The sequence below is a fragment of the Dinoroseobacter sp. S124A genome, from assembly GCF_049801015.1.
In the GTDB taxonomy this organism is placed as follows: Bacteria; Pseudomonadota; Alphaproteobacteria; order Rhodobacterales; family Rhodobacteraceae; genus Dinoroseobacter.
Genome location: NZ_JBNAGD010000001.1, coordinates 339,083 through 357,139 on the forward strand (window position 1 = coordinate 339,083; position 18,057 = coordinate 357,139).

The following is an 18,057-nucleotide window of genomic DNA, read 5'->3' on the forward strand; positions in this document are numbered from 1 at the left end:
GGTGATCCGCGCAACAATGGTCAATTGCGACACGCTCTGTGATTGAAAAACACATTGTGTTGTGGGATTTAAACCCTAAGGCCGAGTGTGTTTTTTCAGCAGGCGGGACCGTATGCCCCGAGGCAATGCAGCGCTGGTGCCCGACGGGGCGCCCGCGAAACGATACAAGCTCAATCCAGATGCCAAGGTCTCCCGGTCGGAGGGAGGCAAGGGCACCCATGGGTTCTACAAGGACGCGAAGTCCGGTCGGCTGTTTCGTCTTGGCACGGAAGAGTTTTTTCTGCTGTCGCAACTCGGACGGGGGCGCAGCTTTGAACAGGTCGGCGCCGCCTTCAAGACCTCGTTCGGTCAGGCGGTGCGCAAGTCCACCCTCGCGGGGTTTGCTGCGCAGATGGTTGCGGCGGGGGTGCTTCTCGAGGATCCGCGCGCCGGACAGGACCTTGCGCCGGGGGGCGCTATCAAGGGCGCGCCCGGAACAGAGCCCGAGACGGCAAAGTCCGACGAGGTGGCGGCCAAGGCCGAGATGGAGGCAGACCTGCTGGCGTCCGAGCCGGAAACGCTGCCCAATCCGGACGAAGATATCGACGGGCTCGAGGATCTGATCTTTTCGGAAAAGGCCGCAGCGGCATCTGACAACGGCGCGGCTGATGTCGCCCCGGTCCCTCCGCGCGCAGCAGACCCTGCCAAACCGGCCTCCGCGCCCGATGCCGCGCTGGACCCGGGTAAGGGGGCAGAGGCGCCGAAGCCTTCCCCGGGTGCGACACCGCCCAGCTTCCGCGCCGCCGCGCAAGCCGCACGGGCGGCGGCACAGGCCAAAGCGCAGGAGGATAAATCTGCGCAGGCGGCAACCGAACCGGAGCAAACGACCGAAGAAACCGCCGCGCCGACGCCCGACGCGCCGCGTGAGGCAGCGGAGACATCAAAGGACACCGCCGCAACCGAGGAGAACCGCGCGCCCTCCGGCAACGCGGATCGCTCTGATGCCACGCCCGAACCGGATCAACCCGCCGGCAAGATCCCCGGTTTTGATCCCAAATCCTCTCGCTTCTCCGCAGGGCGACAGCCTGCGGCCCCCGCCGCGATCCCGCCGAGCCCGGCAGGGCGTGACACAGGCGGCACGCCAGACGCCGCATCCGCATCAGGGGAGGCGGAGAAACCCGCGCCCAAAAAGCCGGTCTTTCGCAAAACCGGGCTCAGCGATGGGGTCCCGCACAAGCCCAACAGCCCGAAACCCGGGGCGCAGGCCCGGGATCATGCCGACCCCGGCGCAGGTCCAACCCCGTCTTCCGACCCGGACCCGGCGGAAGAGACGCGCGAAGACGCACCCCAGATCGCCAATGCCGCCATTGCCGGGCGCAAGCTCAAGTTCGAGCGTCACGCGGATCTGAAATCCGACAGCGCCGCGAAAAGCATCCGCAAGGTGTTCAACCCCACGGGGCTCTTTGCCGGGGTCAATGCGGTCCTTGGCTGGCTTGGCTGGTTCAAATGGCTGCTCTGGCCATTGACGATCTTTGCCTTCATGGCGGTTTTCACGCGCTTGTCAGAATACGGCACCAGCATCAGCAGCGCGCGAGGGGCAATCGACCTCTTCTGGCGGATCATCGCCTCCACCCTGACGGTGAATTTCTTCACCGCGTTCCTGACCGGGTTGGCGATCCACCGGCAAGGGGGCGAGACCCCGGGCTTCGGCTTCAGGATGCTCCTCTTCGTGATCCCGCGCTTTGCGGTGGATGAGGGCGGTGTGCGCAAGCTTTCGCGCGAGGGCAAGCTTGCGGTTTATGCCACGACCATGCGGACGCGGCTCGCGATTTTCGCCCTGGGCACCGTGTTCTGGGCCTTTGCGCGGTCCTCGCAGACCGTGTTGCCAGATGTCGCGCTGCTGGTTTCGCAGATCGCGCTGATCACGCTGGTGCTGACGGCTTTCCCGCTGTCGTCGGGGGATGGTTACAAGTATCTCACCACCTATTTCCGGCAGGAGATGCTCAAGCAGCGCGCCTATGCGTGGATGTTCAAGGGCAATCAGAGCAAGCTGGGCATCACGCTCCCCGATCCGACCCCGGGGGAGAAGAAGATCTTCGTCTCATATGTGATCGGCTCAATGCTGTTCACCGGCTTGATCCTGAGCTTTCTCGCGGTGTTTGTCTCGACCGCGCTGGTGGGGCGGTTTGGGGGCTCGGGCGTGGCGATCTTCTTTGCGCTGCTTGTGGCGTTCGGCGTCTGGATCCTGTCCATGAAGGCCAAGAAGGAAGAGATGGCCAAGGCCACGATGAAGACCGTGATCGCCGAGAAAATGGCCGAGAAGGCCGCGCAGGGCGGATCCGGTGGCGGGGCGGCCGGCGGGTTTGGCGGCGGTGCCGGGGGCTTCGGGGCGCCGGGTGGTTTCGCGGCTGGCGGCGGGGCGGCGGCCCAGAGCCGCGCGCTGGTGCCCGTCCCGCAGAGCAGTCGCGCCCTGGCCCTTGGACAGAGCCGCGACCTGACCAAGGCCGGGCCGCGCCCCTTGCCGGGGCTTTACGCCGAGAACACCGCAAAATCCCGGCGCAGCAAATGGGTCTTCCGGCTGAGCACGCTGGTCTTGCTGGGGGCGCTGGCCTATGCGGCCTTCCAACCCTACGAGTTCGAAGTGGGCGGGGATTTCGTGATCCTGCCTGACACCCGGTCCGAAGTCGGTGCCCGTGTCGCCGGGGAACTGATCGAGATCTTTGTGGCCGAGGGTGATGTGGTTGCCGAAGGGGATCTGCTGGCGCGGATGTCCGACTGGGAACCGCGGATGGAGGTTGAGGTGCGGCGGGCCAAGCTGGCCCAGGCCGAGGCCCGCCTTGAAGACTTGCTTGACGGGGCCACCCCCGAGGAGATCGCGATTGTCGCGGAAAGCGTCGCCCACGCTCAGGCGGAGCTGCCCTTCCTGCTGTCGCAGGCGGAACGCGCTCAGGAGCTTCTGGATCGCAATGCCATCTCGCAGGTCGAGTATGAGCGGATCCGCATGCAATACGAGACCGGCCAGATCGAGCTGCGCAGTGCCGAGGCGCGCCATGCCGAGATCACCGCGCCTCCCACAACCACCGATGTGGCCGTGGCAGAGGCAGAGATCGAGCGGCTGAAGGCCGAGCTCGTCTATCATCAGGATCAGCTCGACAAGGTGGAGCTGCGCGCCATCGCGCCGGGTCGGATCGTCTCTGAAAACGTGCACCTGCTGCGCGGCAAGTACCTCAATGTCGGGGAGCTGTTTGTCGAGATCGAAGACCATGAGGTCGCCCGGGCGGAGGTCAGCGTCTCGGAGACCGATATCGGACTGGTCCAGCTGGGCGACGTGGTCCGCCTCAAGGCTTGGGCCATCCCTGATCAAGAGCGGTTGGGCACAGTGGTCTCCATTGCCCCCTCGGCAGAGGTCGAGGATTTCGGCCGGGTAGTGCGGGTGAAAACCCAGTTCCCCAATGAAGAGGGGTTCTTCCGCCCGGAGATGACCGGGTTTGCCAAGATCGACGGGGCGGAGATGAAGACATGGGAGGCGTTCACCCGTCTCTTTGTCCGCTTCTTCCTGATCGAAGTCTGGGGCTGGATCCCGTAACGGGCTTGCCCTTACCCGGGGCGCAGTCACCTGCCGGTTATGGGGCCGTCCCCATTGGCGCGGCGCGCGTCGGGAAAGCCCCTCGTCCCACCGGCTGGCGGTGAACCGCACTTCCACAGGCAGTATCGGACTGTGACCAATTGCCCCGCCAAGGGGCAGGTGGGCGCGGTCAGGCGCGGTTGCGATAGAGGGTCGGGTCCACGGCCTCGGCCATGGCCTGCACATCCAGCCCGCAATCGAAGAACTCTGCAATGCGCGCGGCCGAGGAGGCCGGGTCGGTCACGATGGTGCTGTAATCCACGAAGAGGATCTCGATATTGCGCTGGGCGCGCGCCCATTTCTGAAAATCGAAGACCTCGCCCTGGAAGAGCTTGATCATCAGATCCCGGTCCACCGCATTGGGGTCCAGCCCTTCGCGTTCCAGCATCTTCTCCTGGCTCGCGACCACTTCACCCAAGTCCCGTTGGAGGAAAACGATCCGGTAGGGCACGTCGATGGGCAGATCATAGACCAGCTTGTAGATCACCTTGACCACTTGGCCGGTGGATTTCGCGACCCAGCTGTCATCCTCCTTCAGCGCCTTGACCGGTTCGAACTCGAAATAGCCGAGCGGATTGTCGTCATTGGGTTCACGCTCATGGTCGACCACGGGCGGAAATCCCCCGGCGGTCAGCATCCGCATCATCATCGATGTGCCGGACCGGGGCAGGCCGGACACGACGGCTACGAAATCAACAGAGTCGTGCATGAAAGATCCTTCGTCGCAAAAGTCGCGGGGCGAGATGCTGCTGCATCCGCGCAGGGTTCCAAAGAGTGTTTACACACAAACCCCTAACGCGGCATACCGGAGAGGAGGACGGCGCGTCCATGCGCGCTGTGTCACATCAACGCATTCAAATCCCCGGACCCTATTCTCACAGGAGTTTTTGATATGGCAAAAAAACCGGCCAGTCCCAGTAAACCCGCCGCGAAAACCACACGCGCCAAGAGCGCGACGGCGAAAACTCCATCGAAGACCGCAGCCAAAGCGCCTGCAGCCAAGGCACCCGAGACGAAGGCCGCACCAGCGGCCGAGGCGGCTGCGGCTCCGGCGACCGGGTTCGGTGGCGGCGCGGCCCCGGCAGGGGGCCTGCGCGGCCGCTTCGGTCGCGGTCGTTTCGCTGCGCAGAACACCGGCGGTGCGGCGGCCGGCGCGGGGGCTGCGGGCGGGGCAGCCGGCGGCGGCCGGTTCGGCGCCGGGGCCGGCGGCGGCTTTGGCGGTGGTCAGGGCGGATTTGCCGGTGGCGCCGGAGGTCAGGGTGGCGGCTTCGGGGGCCGCTTCGGACAAGGTGGCGGCCTGGCAGGTGGCCAAGGCGGTCAGGCTGGCGGGTTTGGCGGTCGTTTCGGCGGTGGTCAGGCCGGCCAAGGGGCCGGTCAAGCTGCGGCAGGCCAGGGCGGCGGGTTCGGCGGCCGCTTTAGCGGTGGTCAGGCAGCCCAAGGCGGTGCCGGTGGTCAGGGCGGTGGCTTCGGCGGACGGTTTGGCGGTGGCCAGGCTGGTGGACAGGGCGGCGGCCAAGCAGCCGGTCGCTTTGGCGGCGGTCAGGCCGGGCCAGGTGCCGCGGGACAGGGCGGCGGTCGGTTCGGCGGCGGCCAGGGCGGCGGTCGCTTCGGGGCCGGTCAGGGCGCTCAGCAGGGCGGCCCGCAAGGCGGTCAAGGCGGTCAAGGCGGGTTCGGGAACGGACGCCTCGCGGCCTTCCTCGCCAATCGCCAGCAAGGCAATCAGGGCGGCGGCCAACAGGGCGGTGGCTTCGGAGGGCGTTTCGGCGGCGGTCAGGCCGGTCAAGGCGGTGGCTTTGGTCAGGGTGCCCAACAGGGCGGTCCGCAAGGCGGGCAGGGCGGCCAGGGTGGTTTCGGCAATGGGCGTCTCGCGGCTTTCCTCGCCAATCGCCAACAAGGCAACCAAGGCAATCAAGGGGGCCAGCAGGGCGGCGGTTTCGGCGGCGGTCGCTTTGCGGAACGGCTCCGCAATGCGCAGGGTGGCCAGCAGGGCGGCCAGCAGGGCGGAGGGTTCGGCGGCGGACGCTTCGCGGAGCGGCTCCGCAATGCCAAGGGCGGCGGTGATGGCAACGCGGCTCCGGGCAATGTGCAGCCCGGGCGTTTCGCGGGACGGTTCGGCGGTGGCGGCCAAGGCGCCGACGCGGCCCCGGCCCAGGCGGCTCCGGCCCCCGCAGCCGAAGCCCCGGCAGCCTCCAAGGCGCCCGAGGGCGGTTGGACCAACTGGAAGAAAGACGCGGCCAAGGACTGAGCCGCGCTCTGATCAGACCAATGGGCGGCCCCTGCGGAGGCCGCCTTTTTCATGTACGGGCCACGCCCGCCCCATGCTTGGCCTCTGTCCTCGGCGCAGGAAATCCTCCCGCCGGGGGCGCCTGCGTCTTGAGCGTTCCAGCGTTCCGTGCCTATTCTTTCATCGGGCGTGCAAACCGCCCCAGCCCGGGCATGGCCCCGCGCCGGTTTCAGCTTGATGCCGCCCGCGAGCCGATTTTCCGTCAGGGCGGATTACAAAAAAACACCGATAGGGAGCCCACCTCATGACCCAACGCAAGACCTCACTGCCCGGCTCGGGGCTGTCCCGCCGCGCGCTGCTCAGCTCCGCTCTGGCCCTTGTGGCCGCGGGTGCGCTCGTGCCCGGGGCCCGTGCGGCCGAGCCGATCAAGGTCGCCGGGATCTACACCGTGCCGGTCGAACAGCAATGGGTGAGCCGTATCCATATCGCCGCCGAGGCCGCGGCGGCCGCAGGTCAGATCACCTATACCTTCTCGGAGAACGTGGCGAATACGGATTATCCGCGGGTGATGCGCGAATATGCCGAGAGCGGGATCGAGCTGATGATCGGCGAGGTTTTCGCGGTCGAGGCCGAGGCCCGCGAAGTGGCTGCGGACTACCCCGAGGTGGCCTTCCTCATGGGCTCGTCCTTCCTTGAAGATCCGGGCCTCGCGAATTTCGCGGTCTTCGACAATTACATTCAGGATGCCGCCTATCTCACTGGTTTGATTGCCGGTTCCATGTCCGAGGCAGGCAATATCGGCATGGTCGGCGGCTTCCCGATCCCGGAGGTGAACCGCCTGATGCACGCCTTCATGGCCGGTGCGCGCGAGACCAATCCGGATGTCACCTTCCAGGTCAGCTTCATCGGGTCCTGGTTCGATCCGCCCAAGGCCAAGGAGACTGCCTTTGCCATGATCGAAAACGGCGCCGACATGCTCTATGCCGAGCGGTTCGGGGTCTCCGATGCGGCGCAGGAGCGGGGGCTTCTGGCCATCGGCAACGTGATCGACACCCAGGCGGATTACCCCGACACGGTCGTCGCCTCTGCCCTGTGGCATTTCGAGCCGACCCTGCAGGCCGCCATCGCGGCAGTGAATGCAGGCACGTTCGAGGCCGACAATTACGGCGTCTATTCCTACATGAAGGAAGGCGGCAGCAGCCTCGCACCCCTCGGCACCTTCGAGGGCAAGGTCCCCGCAGAGGTCATGGATCTGGTGAAGGCGCGCGACGCGGCGATCCGCGATGGCAGCTTCACGGTGGAGATCAACGACACCGAGCCGAAATCCTCCTGATGACCGGACTTCCCGGGGCGCAGCCTGTGCTGCGCCTCGACAGCATTACCAAACGCTTCGGCGCGCTCACGGCCAATGATCAGATCTCCTTTGATCTGGCCGCGGGCGAGGTGCTGGCCCTGCTCGGTGAGAACGGGGCGGGCAAGACCACGCTGATGAACATTCTGTTTGGCCATTACACGGCCGATGAAGGCGGGGTGGAGGTGTTCGGCCAGCCGCTGCCACCCGGGGAGCCGCGTGCCGCGCTCTCGGCCGGGGTGGGGATGGTGCACCAGCATTTCACGCTGGCCGATAACCTCACGGTGCTGGACAATGTGATCCTCGGGACCCAGTCGATCTGGCGCACCGCACTTGGCACGGGGGCCGCGCGGCGCAAGCTCGCGGATCTGGCGCAGTCCTTTGGGCTTGAGGTGGATCCGGATGCCCGGGTCGGGACCCTGACCGTGGGCGAACGGCAGCGGGTCGAGATCCTCAAGGCACTCTACCGCGATGCGCGGATCCTGATCCTCGACGAGCCCACGGCCGTTCTGACCCCGCAAGAGGCGGACGCGCTGTTCGCGACGTTGCGCAAGGCCGTGGCCCAGGGCATGTCAGTGATTTTCATTTCCCACAAGCTGCACGAGGTCATGGCGATTGCGAACCGCGTCGTGGTCCTGCGCCATGGCAAGGTGGTGGGCCGGGTGGCCACGGACGAGACCGACCGCCACAAGCTGGCCGAGATGATGGTCGGCGCCGAGATCGCGCCGGTGGCCCCGCGCCCGGCGACGCCCGGTCCGGCGCTTCTAAGCCTTGATCAGGTCAGCACACCCAGCGAAGGCGCGGCGCCGGGGTTGGCCAAGGTGACGCTGGATCTGCGCGCGGGCCAGATCACCGGGCTGGCGGGTGTTTCGGGCAACGGGCAGGCGGCCCTTGCGGATCTGATCGGCGGGTTGATCGCGCCGGCCTCGGGCGAGATGCGGCTCGGCAATGCACCGGTCGCGGACTGGTCGCCCCGCGCGGCTCTGGCCCAACGGATCGGGCGGATCCCCGAGGACCGGCACAAGACCGGAACCATTGCCGATTTTTCCCTGACCGAGAACGCGATCCTCGAAGCGTATCCCAGCGCCGGGTTCAGCCGCCGCGGCTGGATGCGCTGGGGCGCAGCGCGGGATTTCGCGCGCGAGGTGATCGACACTTATGACGTGCGCTGCCCGGGGCCCGAGACGCCGATCCGGCTGCTTTCCGGGGGGAACATGCAGAAGCTTATTCTGGGCCGGGTTCTGGAGGATGCGCCGCGCATCGTGCTGGCTAATCAGCCCGTGCGCGGCCTCGATATCGGCGCGGTGACTTACGTGCAGGAGCAGCTGATCAAGGCCCGCGATGGCGGGGCGGCGGTGCTTTTGATTTCCGAGGATCTCGACGAGGTGCTGGCGCTCTCGGATGTGATCCATGTGATGTCCGAGGGGCGGCTGTCGCCCGAATTCGCCCGCGGGACCATGACACCCGCCGAGCTGGGCGTCTGGATGGCGGGCGACGGATTTGCGGAGGCCTCCCATGCGGCTTGAACCGATTGCAGACCCGGGGATGGGCCGCACGCTGGGCCTGCCCGCGATTGCGCTGACACTGACGGTGATCGCGGCCTCGGGGCTGGCACTGCTGGCCGGGGGCGACCCGTTTTCGGTGCTGGGGCTGATCATCCAAGGGGCGGTCGGTTCGAAATTCGCCCTGCTGGAGACGCTAAACCGGGCGACGCCGCTCATTTTCACCGGGTTGGCTGTGGCCGTCGCCTTTCGCGCGAAGCTCTGGAATATCGGGGCGGAGGCGCAGCTTTACGGCGGGGCGGTGATCACGGTGCTTCTGGGGACAGGGTTTCTGCCCTGGCCGGCGGGGCTGCTGCTGCCGACGCTGGTGATCGCGTCGATGGTCACAGGCGCGATCCTGCTGCTGGGCCCGGCGATCCTGAAGACGCGGCTCGGCGTGGACGAGGTGGTCACGACGCTCTTGCTGAATTTCATCGCTCTTCTGTTCGTGTCCATGCTGCTTGAGGGGCCGATGAAGGACCCGATGGGCATGGGCTGGCCGAAATCCGAGCGCCTGATTGCCGAGGCCCGCTTGCCACGCCTGATCGAGGGGCTGCGGCTCCATTGGGGGTTCGGGCTCGCGCTGATCGCGGCGGGGGTGGTCTGGGTGATCCAGACCCGCACCACGCTGGGCTACGAGATGCGCGCCGTGGGCCTGAACGCCCAAGCCGCGCGGTTCGCGGGCATCCCTGTGGGCAAGGTGATCCTCAAGACCGCCTTTCTGTCGGGCGGGCTCGCGGCCTTGGCCGGGTTCTCCGAGGTGGCCGGGCTCAAGGGCTCGCTCACGCTCGATCTGAGCCCGGGCTTTGGCTACACGGGCATCATCGTCGCCATGCTCGCGCTGCTCAACCCGCTGGGCGTGGTGATCTCGGCGCTCTTCGTCGCGGGGATCTTTGTCGGCGCGGACAGCATGAGCCGGGCGGCGGGCGTGCCCACCTATATCGCGGATATCCTGCTGGCGCTGGCACTGCTGAGCATGGTGCTCGCGATCATGCTGACCCGGTTCCGGGTGGTGCGAGGCTGAGATGGCAGAGCTGTTCGATATCCTGCTCTCGGCGAGCTTCTGGGCCGCGGCGATCCGCATTGCGAGCCCGCTGATCTTTGCCACCATGGGCGAGCTGATCTGCGAGCGGGCGGGGGTGCTCAATCTCGGGATCGAGGGGATCATGGTCGCCGGCGCCTTTGCGGGCTGGATGGCGGTCTATTCCGGCACCGATCTCTGGACCGGGGTGGCGATTGCGGCCATGGCCGGGATGCTGTTCGGGCTGGTCCACGCGACGCTGACCGTGCCCTTCGGGCTGAGCCAGCATGTGGTGGGCCTCGGCGTGACCTTGCTGGCAACCTCGGCCACCTATTTCGCCTATCGCGTGGCGCTGCCCGAGGTCTCAAGCCCGCCGCGGATCGAAGCGTTTCAGACCTATGAGGTGCCGGTCCTGTCCGACCTGCCTCTGGTTGGCGAGGCGCTCTTTTCCCAGACGCCGCTGACCTATCTGGCCTTTATCGTCGCGATCCTGACCGCGCTGGTGCTCTACCGCACGCCCCTGGGGCTGGCGGTGCGCGCGGCGGGCGAGAACCCCAGCGCGGTCGAGGCGCAGGGCTTGTCGGTCACGGGCTTGCGCATGGGGGCGGTGATCGTGGGGTCGGGGCTGATGGCTGTGGGCGGGGCGTTCCTGACCATGTCGGCCTTCAACTCCTTCTTTTTTGAGATGGTGAACGGGCGTGGATGGATCTGCATCGCGCTGGTGGTGTTCGGCGCGTGGCGACCGGGCAAGGCCCTGCTGGGGGCGCTGCTCTTTGCGGCGTTTGACGCGCTGCAGGTGCGGCTGCAACAGACGCCGTTGGGGGCGGATATCCCCTATCAGGTCTTCCTGATGCTGCCCTATATTCTGTCCATTCTTGCCCTTGTTGTGATGTCGCGACGCGCAGAGGTTCCCGCAGCGCTCATGGTGCCCTATAACAAGGGCACACGCTGAGGTGGTGCTCGCGCGTAAAAGACAGGCAAGCTCATGAAGTTTCGCGACTATTTCTACACCGAGGACCCCTATGCCGGTTTCGATCTGGACAGTGTTCCGCCCGACCGACAAGGCTGGGGCAGCACGGCGGGCATCTTTGCAAAGCTGCTGACCGAGCTGAAACCCGCCAAGATCGTTGAGGTTGGCACCTGGAAAGGGGCGTCGGCGATCCATATGGCCGAGGCCTGCCGCGATGCCGGGATCGAGACCGATATCCTCTGCATCGACACGTTTCTTGGGGCCAGCGGGCTCTGGCTGCGGGCGGGCTATGCCGAAGAGACTCTGAAGATGCAGGCGGGCCTGCCGACGATCCACGCGACCTTCATGCGCAATGTGATCGATGCGGGGCTCACGGATGTGATCACCGCCCTGCCGCTGCCCTCGCGGGAGGCGGCGACCGTGCTGATCAAGCGCCGGATCAAGGCGGATCTGATCTATATCGACGGCGATCATTCCTATGAGGGCTGTCTCGAGGACATGCGCAGCTATCGCGGTGCGCTGGCGCCCGATGGTCTGATGCTTTGCGATGACTTCACCTTCGACAGCGTGGCCCGGGCGATCACCGAATTTGTCGCCGAGACCGGGTGCGAGATGCTCGAGGTCGGCAACAAGGTCGTGCTGAGCTTCGGGCGGGATATCTCCGGTCTGCGCCAATGGCAGACGGATATGCTGGCGCGTCAGGCGGCGCATCGCGCGAAGAAAGAGGCTCTGGCCGCCGAGGCTCAGGCAAGCGAGGGCTAGGCGAGCATGATCGACATTCTGGTGCGGGGCGGCACGCTGCCCGATGGGCAGGTGGCCGATATCGCGATTGCGGGGGACCGGATTGTAGATATCGCGCCGGGGATCGCGGCCGAGGCGGGTCTGGTGATCGATGCCATGGGCGATCTGGTGAGCCCGCCCTTTGTCGATCCGCATTTCCATATGGATGCCACGCTCAGCTATGGCACGCCGCGGATCAACGCCTCGGGCACGCTGCTGGAGGGGATCGCCCTCTGGGGCGAGCTGAAGGAGCAGGCGACCATTGACGAGATGGTCGCGCGCGCCCTGCGTTATTGCGACTGGGCGGTGTCCTTGGGCTTGCTGGCGATCCGCTCCCATGTGGATACCTGCGATGACAGCCTGAAGGGCGTCGAGGCGATGTTGCAGGTGCGCGAGACGGTGAAGCCCTATCTCGACCTGCAGCTTGTGGCCTTTCCGCAGGACGGCTTCTACCGCGACCCCACGGCCGAGGCGAATACGCTTCGGGCATTGGATATGGGTGTGGATGTGGTCGGCGGCATCCCGCATTTCGAACGGACCATGGCCGATGGTGCAGCCTCGGTACGCGCTTTGTGCGAGATCGCGGCGGAGCGTGGCCTGCCGGTGGATCTGCATTGTGACGAGACCGATGACCCCATGTCCCGCCATATCGAGACGCTGGCCGCCGAGACGATCCGCTGCGGGTTGCAGGGGCGGGTGGCCGGATCGCATCTCACGTCGATGCATTCGATGGACAATTACTACGTCTCGAAACTGCTGCCCATGGTGGCCGAGGCGGGGATCGCGGCGATCCCCAACCCGCTGATCAATATCGTGCTGCAGGGCCGGCATGACACCTATCCCAAGCGGCGCGGGCTGACCCGGGTGAAGGAGATGCAAGGCTTGGGCATCCCGGTGGGCTGGGGGCAGGATTGCGTCCGTGATCCCTGGTATTCGCTGGGCACGGGCGACATGCTCGACGTGGCCTTCATGGGGCTGCATGTGGCGCAGATGACCGCGCCCGAGGAAATGGCCCGCTGCTTCGAGATGGTGACCGAGACCAACGCGGCGATCATGGGGCTTGAGGACTACGGGCTGGCGCCGGGCAAGATGGCCTCGTTGGTGGTGCTGGATGCGGGCAATACGATCGAGGCGGTGCGGCTGCGCCCGGACCGGCTGGCGGTGATTTCAAAGGGAAAGCTCGTGGCGCAGAAGGCGCGCAATGACAGCCGTTTGACCCTGCCCGCGCGCCCGGACAGCGTGCACCGCCGCCATTGATGCAGATGCCTGATCGCCCCACGGACCGGTGGCGCGGTCCCCATGGGGACCGCGCGGACGCGCCATGGGGGCGGGTGTTGCGGCTTTATGGGAAGCCGATTGCCCTGTCGCGGGTCCGCGCGGTCCTGCAAGGACCGCGCCGCCGAGCGCCCGGTTCTGCGAGGGCTGCATGAGCAGGCGCGAGACGGCCCATGAGGTCCTCCGTCGCGCCGGGCGCAACCCGTTTCGCCGCTATCCCATGCCTGACGCCGGGGGCGACCGTCTCTATCCTTTGGCCATGCCAGCTAGCTCGCCCGGGTTCCGGATCTCTGCCGAGGACACGGTGTTCGCCATGGGCTCTTGCTTTGCGCGCGAGATCGAGACGGCCCTCGCGGCCTCGGGCATGACCGTCCTCAGCCGAGATCTCGATCTCGGGCCGATCGGCGCCTCGCTCGAAGATCCGGCCAATTTCTTCAACGCCTACACGGTGCCCGCCATGGCCACCGAGCTGCGCTGGGCCTTGGAGCGCGACAGCTTTCCCGGTGCGCCGCTCTTCTATCCGCTCCGCGAGGATGACAGCGCCTATCGCGACCTGACCCTCGGCTCGGCCAAGCTGGCTTTCCCGCGGGACGAGATCCTCGCCTTTCGGCATCGGGCCCTCGACGTGACCGCGCGGGTGGCCGAGGCGGACCTGATCGTGCTGACCCTCGGCCATGTGGAGAGCTGGCGCGACATCGTGCTCGACATCCCCCTGAACATCGCGCCGCCGCCGGCGGTCTGTGCGCGGTTCCCGGAGCGCTTTGCCTTCGAAGTCCTGGGTTACGACCAGATCCTCGCCGGACTGCGCGAGATCCACGGGTTGCTGAGCCGGGTCCGCACCAAACCCTTGCGCATGTTGCTGACGGTCTCGCCCGTCCCGCTGCGGGCCACGTTTCGCGACATGGATGTGCTGCTGGCCAACAGCTATTCGAAATCCGTCCAGCGGGCGGCGGTGGACGCCTTTGTCGCCGAAGCCGAGGGGGTGGATTACTTTCCATCCTATGAATGCGTCACCCTGAGCGACCCGGCTGCGGCCTGGACCGAAGGGGATTTCCGCCATGTGGCCCCGGATCTGGTGGCGCGGATCATGGCCGAGGTCCGGGCGCGCTACATGACGGGCGAGGATGACGCCCTGCGCCGCGCGGCCCTTGTCACCAATGCCCGGCTCCTGACGCGGATGGAGCGCTATGGCGAACTCATCGATCTGCTCGGGGACGCGCCCGAACGCGCCCGGACCCCGGAGCTGCAGCAGGCCTTTGCGGTGGCCCTGCGCCGGAGCGACCGGATCCCCGAGGCGGTCGCCGCGATCTCGGACGTGGTAGAGCAGGATCCCGAGGATCACCGGGCGCTCGAACGGCTGATCCGATGGCTGGAGCAGCTGGACCGCATGGCCGTGGCGCGCGACTATCTCGACCTCCATGGCACGCGTTTTCCCAAGCGCCGCAAGTTTCGCCGTGGCCGCAAGGCGCGCAAGGCAGCGCGGAAGCGTTAGCCGCGCGCGCGCATGGACCGGGCCGGCCGGACCCGCCTGATCCCGAAACCCTTGCCGGTTTCTTGGGCAGATGCCCCTCCTTGCAGCAAAAAACCACGTCCAGCGCTTGACCTTCCCGCGCCCCTTTCCGAACCTGCGCGCTGATCGGGCCCTCGGGCCATGACCCAATCAGGTCCGCAAATGGGCCGTAACCACAGGGAGACGACGCGTGTTTCAACGCTTTGCACAGATTTGCGCGGCTGGGGCCGTGCTCGCCGCAGCCACGACCGCCGGTGCCGAAACAAAGGTGCCCTTCGCACTGGACTGGAAATTCGAAGGCCCCTCGGCCGCCTATTTCGCCGCCGTGGATAACGGACATTTCGGCGAGGCCGGGCTCGATGTCGAGATCTCGGCCGGGCAGGGCTCGCTGGACGCGATCCCGAAGGTGGCGACCGGGGCTTTCCCCATGGGCTTTGCGGACATCAACAGCCTGATCAAGTTCCTTGACCAGAACCCGGGCGCGCCGGTGATCGCGGTGATGATGGTCTATGACAAACCGCCCTTCGCGGTTGTGGGCCGCAAGAGCCAGGGGGTGATGGCACCCAAGGATCTCGAAGGCCGTGTGCTGGGCGCGCCGCCCCCCGATGGCGCCTGGGCGCAGTTCCCTGCCTTTGCCACTGCAAATGACCTCGACGTGGACGCGATCACGGTTGAGCCGGTGGGCTTCCCGACCCGCGAACCGATGCTGGCCGAGGGCAAGGTGGATGCGGTTACGGGCTTTTCCTTCTCGTCCTATCTGAACCTCGTGCGCCTTGGTGTGCCGGAGGATGACATCTCGACCATTCTGATGGCCGATCACGGGCTCGCGCTCTATGGCAATGCGATCATCGCCAATACCGAGTTCGCTGCAGCAAACCCCGAGCTTGTCACCGGCTTTCTCGGGGCGGTGGCCAAGGGTTGGGCGGACGTGATCGCTGACCCAGCTGCAGGTGCGGCCATGGTTCAGGACCGCAACCCCGCCGCCGATGTCGCGCTGGAGCAGCGCCGCCTGCAACTGGCGATCGACGCCAATGTGGCCACGGACTATGCGCTCGAGAATGGCATGGGCGGCATCGATGCGGCGCGCATGGAGACGGCGCTGGCGCAACTGGCCGAGAATTACGAGTTCCAGACCACGCCGGATATGAGCCTCTATTTCACCGACGCCTATCTGCCCGATGCTGCCATGCGGATGCTCAAGTAAGCACGCGACGTCACTGACACGCCGGGGCGGAGGCCGCCCCGGCCCTATGGGAAAGGGCCGGCGATGTCCGCAGCCATGATCGAAATCGCCGGCGTCACCCACGCCTACAAGACCGAGAGCGGGCCGCTCCCGGTGTTGCGCGACCTTAGCCTCTCGGTGCCCGAGAACGGTTTCGCAGCGGTGGTGGGCCCGTCGGGTTGCGGCAAGTCCACCCTGACGCGCCTGATTGCCGGGCTGATGAAGCCCGATGCGGGCGAGGTGCGCCTGCATGATGCGCCGGTCAAGGGCCCGAAATCCACGGTGGGGATGGCGTTTCAGAACCCGGTTCTGCTGGAATGGCGGACGATCCTCGACAATGTCATCCTGCCGCTGGAGATCGTCGCGCCGCGCATGCCGCGCAAGGATCGGGTGGCACGGGCGGAGCATCTTCTGGGGCTCGTTGGCTTGGCCGGGTTCGAGGACAAGCGGCCCTCGGAGCTGTCGGGCGGGATGCGCCAGCGCGCCTCCTTGTGCCGGGCACTGGTGCATAAGCCGGAGGTCCTGATCCTCGACGAGCCGTTCGGGGCGCTGGATGCCTTCACGCGCGAGGATCTGTGGCAGCTCATGCATACCTTGCGCGCTGAGGAGCCCTTTACCTCGCTCCTGATCACCCATGACCTGCGCGAGAGCATTTTCCTGGCCGATCAGGTGGTTGTCCTCTCCGGACGACCGGCCACGACGCAATACGTTCTGGATGTGACTTTCGAGGGCGACCGCGTGCTCGACGATCTCTACACGCAAAAGGCCACGGACATGCTCGCCATCCTGCGCCACCAGATCCAGGTCGCCCAGGGCCGGGCCGAGACAGCGGAGGCGGCAGAATGAGAACCTTTCAGAAAATCGCGATCCCGCTGGCGGCCATTCTGGCGTTTCTGGTGTTCTGGGAATGGCTGGTCTGGGTGAATGAGTGGCCGAATTACAAGATGGCGTCGCCGAGCGACCTCTGGCCAGCCTTCTGGAAGTTCCGGGGGCTGTTCTTCGAATACGGATGGCAGACCCTGTGGCGCACCGTGGCAGGGCTGCTGCTGGCGGTGGTGTTCGGCGTGGCGCTGGGCATGGTGATGGGGTTCAGCCGGACCATGCGCGATGCGCTCTATCCGTTGCTGGTGGGGTTCAACGCGATCCCCAAGGCCACCGTGGTGCCGGTGATCGCGCTGATGTTCGTGGGCCAACATGACATGAACACCATCCTGATTGCCTTCCTGATCTCGTTCTTCCCGATTGCCGTCTCGGTCTCGATCGGGCTCAGCACGCTGGAGCCGGAATATCGCGACATCCTGCAATCGCTGGGGGCATCGAAGACGACGATCTTCTGGAAGATAGCCCTGCCCAAGACCTTGCCGGAATTCTTTGGCGCGCTGAAGGTCGCGGTGACATTGGCCTTCATTGGGACGAACCTGATGGAGATCGTGGAGCCCCATGGCAAGGGGCTCGGGCATCTCTTTGACAGCGGCAAGATCAGTGCGGATTACCCGCTGATGTTTGCGGTGCTGATCGCCTTGGCGTTTCTGGGGATCGTACTCTATTACATCGTGGTTGCGCTGGAAAAGGTCTTTGCGGGTTGGGCCGAACGGGCGGAGACCTGAGACGTGGGGCTGCCAAGCGCGGCGCGCTTGGCCCGGGCGCGCTCCACATGTGGAGCGCGCGGTCGCACGAGACGATCGGCGTGGGGCGCAGACTGGGCGCCCTCGGTCCGGGCCCTTGGGACCGCGCTCCCAACGGGAGCGCTCAGTGGCCTCGGGCAGGCCGCCGCGGGCATTGCGCCTATTGAAAGGGCGGGTCCGGATAGATCACGTCGCGCAGATACAGCCCCTCTGGCGGGCAGACCGGGCCACAGGCGGCGCGGTCCCGCGCCTCCAGCGCGCGGCGCACATCCTCGGGCATCCAGCTGCCCGCGCCCACGCGTTCCAGCGTGCCAACGATGCTGCGCACCTGATTGTGCAGGAAGGATCGCGCCCGCAGGTAGAACCGTATCTCGGTGCCATGGGCCACGGGCGTTTCCTCGATCGTGATCTCATCGAGTGTTTTGACCGGCGAGGCCGCCTGACACATCACCGAGCGGAAGGTCGTGAAATCATGGTGCCCGATCAGATGGGCCGCCCCGGCGCGCATGGCCTCCACATCCAGGGGGCGCTGCACCCGCCAGACCAGCCCGGCATCATGGGTGGCGGGCGCGCGTCGCGCCAGAAGCCGAAAGAGATAGCGCCGTTCAACGGCCGAGAACCGCGCGTGGAAATCGTCGGATACCTGCGCTGCGGCCAGGATCGCCACGGGCAGGGGACGCAAATGATGGTTCAGCGCCTCGGACAGGCGAAACGGATCCCACGGCTTGTCCAGATCCACATGGGCCACTTGCCCCGTCGCATGCACGCCCGCATCGGTCCGCCCCGCCGCGGCGATCCCGGCATGGTTGGGCTGCAGTTTGCGCAAGGCATCCTCGACGGCTTCCTGCACGGATGGCTGCGCCTTCTGGCGTTGCCAGCCGGAAAACGGCGCGCCGTCATACTCGATCTTGAGGGCAAATCTGGGCATGTCGCG

At 66.3% G+C, this 18,057-nt stretch carries 14 protein-coding genes; 11 read left to right on the forward strand and 3 right to left on the reverse strand.

Annotated features, from left to right (window positions below; translation table 11 throughout):
- The first annotated feature begins 112 nt into the window (after positions 1-112).
- Positions 113-3,565, forward strand: coding sequence for an efflux RND transporter periplasmic adaptor subunit (locus tag ACP15I_RS01575; RefSeq protein WP_424973629.1), 3,453 nt, complete (start codon positions 113-115; stop codon positions 3,563-3,565).
- Positions 3,566-3,734: 169 nt separating this feature from the next.
- On the opposite strand, the gene ACP15I_RS01580 is transcribed toward ACP15I_RS01575, so the two are convergent.
- Both ACP15I_RS01580 and ACP15I_RS01585 read right to left on the reverse strand, forming a co-directional pair.
- Complete coding sequence (locus ACP15I_RS01580) at positions 3,735-4,313, reverse strand: sulfotransferase domain-containing protein (protein ID WP_424973630.1); 579 nt, start codon at positions 4,311-4,313, stop codon at positions 3,735-3,737.
- Between the two features lie 69 nt (positions 4,314-4,382).
- Positions 4,383-5,732, reverse strand: coding sequence for a hypothetical protein (locus ACP15I_RS01585; protein WP_424973631.1), 1,350 nt, complete (start codon positions 5,730-5,732; stop codon positions 4,383-4,385).
- A 400-nt stretch (positions 5,733-6,132) separates the two neighbouring features.
- On the opposite strand from ACP15I_RS01585, the gene ACP15I_RS01590 reads away from it, so the two are divergent.
- The 10 genes from ACP15I_RS01590 (at position 6,133) to ACP15I_RS01635 (ending at position 17,105) form a co-directional block, all read left to right on the forward strand.
- Positions 6,133-7,161: a BMP family protein gene (locus tag ACP15I_RS01590; protein ID WP_424973632.1), complete on the forward strand. Its 1,029-nt coding sequence runs from the start codon at positions 6,133-6,135 to the stop codon at positions 7,159-7,161.
- Positions 7,161-8,705: an ABC transporter ATP-binding protein gene (locus ACP15I_RS01595; RefSeq protein WP_424973633.1), complete on the forward strand. Its 1,545-nt coding sequence runs from the start codon at positions 7,161-7,163 to the stop codon at positions 8,703-8,705. The genes ACP15I_RS01590 and ACP15I_RS01595 overlap by 1 nt, the downstream gene beginning before the upstream one ends.
- Complete coding sequence (locus ACP15I_RS01600; RefSeq protein ID WP_424973634.1) at positions 8,695-9,744, forward strand: ABC transporter permease; 1,050 nt, start codon at positions 8,695-8,697, stop codon at positions 9,742-9,744. Before ACP15I_RS01595 ends, ACP15I_RS01600 begins: the two co-directional genes overlap by 11 nt.
- A gap of 1 nt (position 9,745) precedes the next feature.
- Entirely contained in the window at positions 9,746-10,693 is a 948-nt protein-coding gene (locus ACP15I_RS01605) for an ABC transporter permease (RefSeq protein WP_424973635.1), read from the forward strand.
- Positions 10,694-10,726: 33 nt separating this feature from the next.
- The gene (locus ACP15I_RS01610) at positions 10,727-11,473 is read left to right on the forward strand and encodes a class I SAM-dependent methyltransferase (RefSeq protein WP_424973636.1); all 747 of its coding nucleotides are present in this window, start codon (positions 10,727-10,729) and stop codon (positions 11,471-11,473) included.
- 6 nt (positions 11,474-11,479) lie between these two features.
- Positions 11,480-12,748, forward strand: a complete 1,269-nt coding sequence (locus ACP15I_RS01615; protein WP_424973637.1) for an amidohydrolase family protein — start codon at positions 11,480-11,482, stop codon at positions 12,746-12,748.
- Between the two features lie 169 nt (positions 12,749-12,917).
- A complete protein-coding gene (locus ACP15I_RS01620) occupies positions 12,918-14,258 on the forward strand; it encodes a GSCFA domain-containing protein (RefSeq protein WP_424973638.1) in 1,341 nt (446 codons plus the stop codon).
- Between the two features lie 208 nt (positions 14,259-14,466).
- Positions 14,467-15,480 carry an ABC transporter substrate-binding protein gene (locus ACP15I_RS01625; RefSeq protein WP_424973639.1) on the forward strand — a complete coding sequence of 338 codons (1,014 nt, stop codon included), beginning with the start codon at positions 14,467-14,469 and terminating at the stop codon, positions 15,478-15,480.
- 75 nt (positions 15,481-15,555) lie between these two features.
- Positions 15,556-16,344, forward strand: a complete 789-nt coding sequence (locus tag ACP15I_RS01630; RefSeq protein ID WP_424964709.1) for an ABC transporter ATP-binding protein — start codon at positions 15,556-15,558, stop codon at positions 16,342-16,344.
- Positions 16,341-17,105, forward strand: coding sequence for an ABC transporter permease (locus tag ACP15I_RS01635; RefSeq protein ID WP_424973640.1), 765 nt, complete (start codon positions 16,341-16,343; stop codon positions 17,103-17,105). Before ACP15I_RS01630 ends, ACP15I_RS01635 begins: the two co-directional genes overlap by 4 nt.
- 178 nt (positions 17,106-17,283) lie before the next feature.
- On the opposite strand, the gene truA is transcribed toward ACP15I_RS01635, so the two are convergent.
- Entirely contained in the window at positions 17,284-18,051 is a 768-nt protein-coding gene (gene truA / locus ACP15I_RS01640) for a tRNA pseudouridine(38-40) synthase TruA (protein ID WP_424973641.1), read from the reverse strand.
- Positions 18,052-18,057: the final 6 nt, after the last annotated feature.

Coding starts and splice junctions, on each gene's coding strand:
- ACP15I_RS01575 (WP_424973629.1), top strand. CDS start 113: ATGCCCCGAGGCAATGCAGCGCTGGTGCCCGACGGGGCGCCCGCGAAA.
- ACP15I_RS01630 (WP_424964709.1), top strand. CDS start 15,556: ATGATCGAAATCGCCGGCGTCACCCACGCCTACAAGACCGAGAGCGGG.
- ACP15I_RS01605 (WP_424973635.1), top strand. CDS start 9,746: ATGGCAGAGCTGTTCGATATCCTGCTCTCGGCGAGCTTCTGGGCCGCG.
- ACP15I_RS01590 (WP_424973632.1), top strand. CDS start 6,133: ATGACCCAACGCAAGACCTCACTGCCCGGCTCGGGGCTGTCCCGCCGC.
- ACP15I_RS01615 (WP_424973637.1), top strand. CDS start 11,480: ATGATCGACATTCTGGTGCGGGGCGGCACGCTGCCCGATGGGCAGGTG.
- ACP15I_RS01595 (WP_424973633.1), top strand. CDS start 7,161: ATGACCGGACTTCCCGGGGCGCAGCCTGTGCTGCGCCTCGACAGCATT.
- ACP15I_RS01580 (WP_424973630.1), bottom strand. CDS start 4,313: ATGCACGACTCTGTTGATTTCGTAGCCGTCGTGTCCGGCCTGCCCCGG.
- ACP15I_RS01600 (WP_424973634.1), top strand. CDS start 8,695: ATGCGGCTTGAACCGATTGCAGACCCGGGGATGGGCCGCACGCTGGGC.
- ACP15I_RS01635 (WP_424973640.1), top strand. CDS start 16,341: ATGAGAACCTTTCAGAAAATCGCGATCCCGCTGGCGGCCATTCTGGCG.
- ACP15I_RS01620 (WP_424973638.1), top strand. CDS start 12,918: ATGAGCAGGCGCGAGACGGCCCATGAGGTCCTCCGTCGCGCCGGGCGC.
- ACP15I_RS01610 (WP_424973636.1), top strand. CDS start 10,727: ATGAAGTTTCGCGACTATTTCTACACCGAGGACCCCTATGCCGGTTTC.
- truA (WP_424973641.1), bottom strand. CDS start 18,051: ATGCCCAGATTTGCCCTCAAGATCGAGTATGACGGCGCGCCGTTTTCC.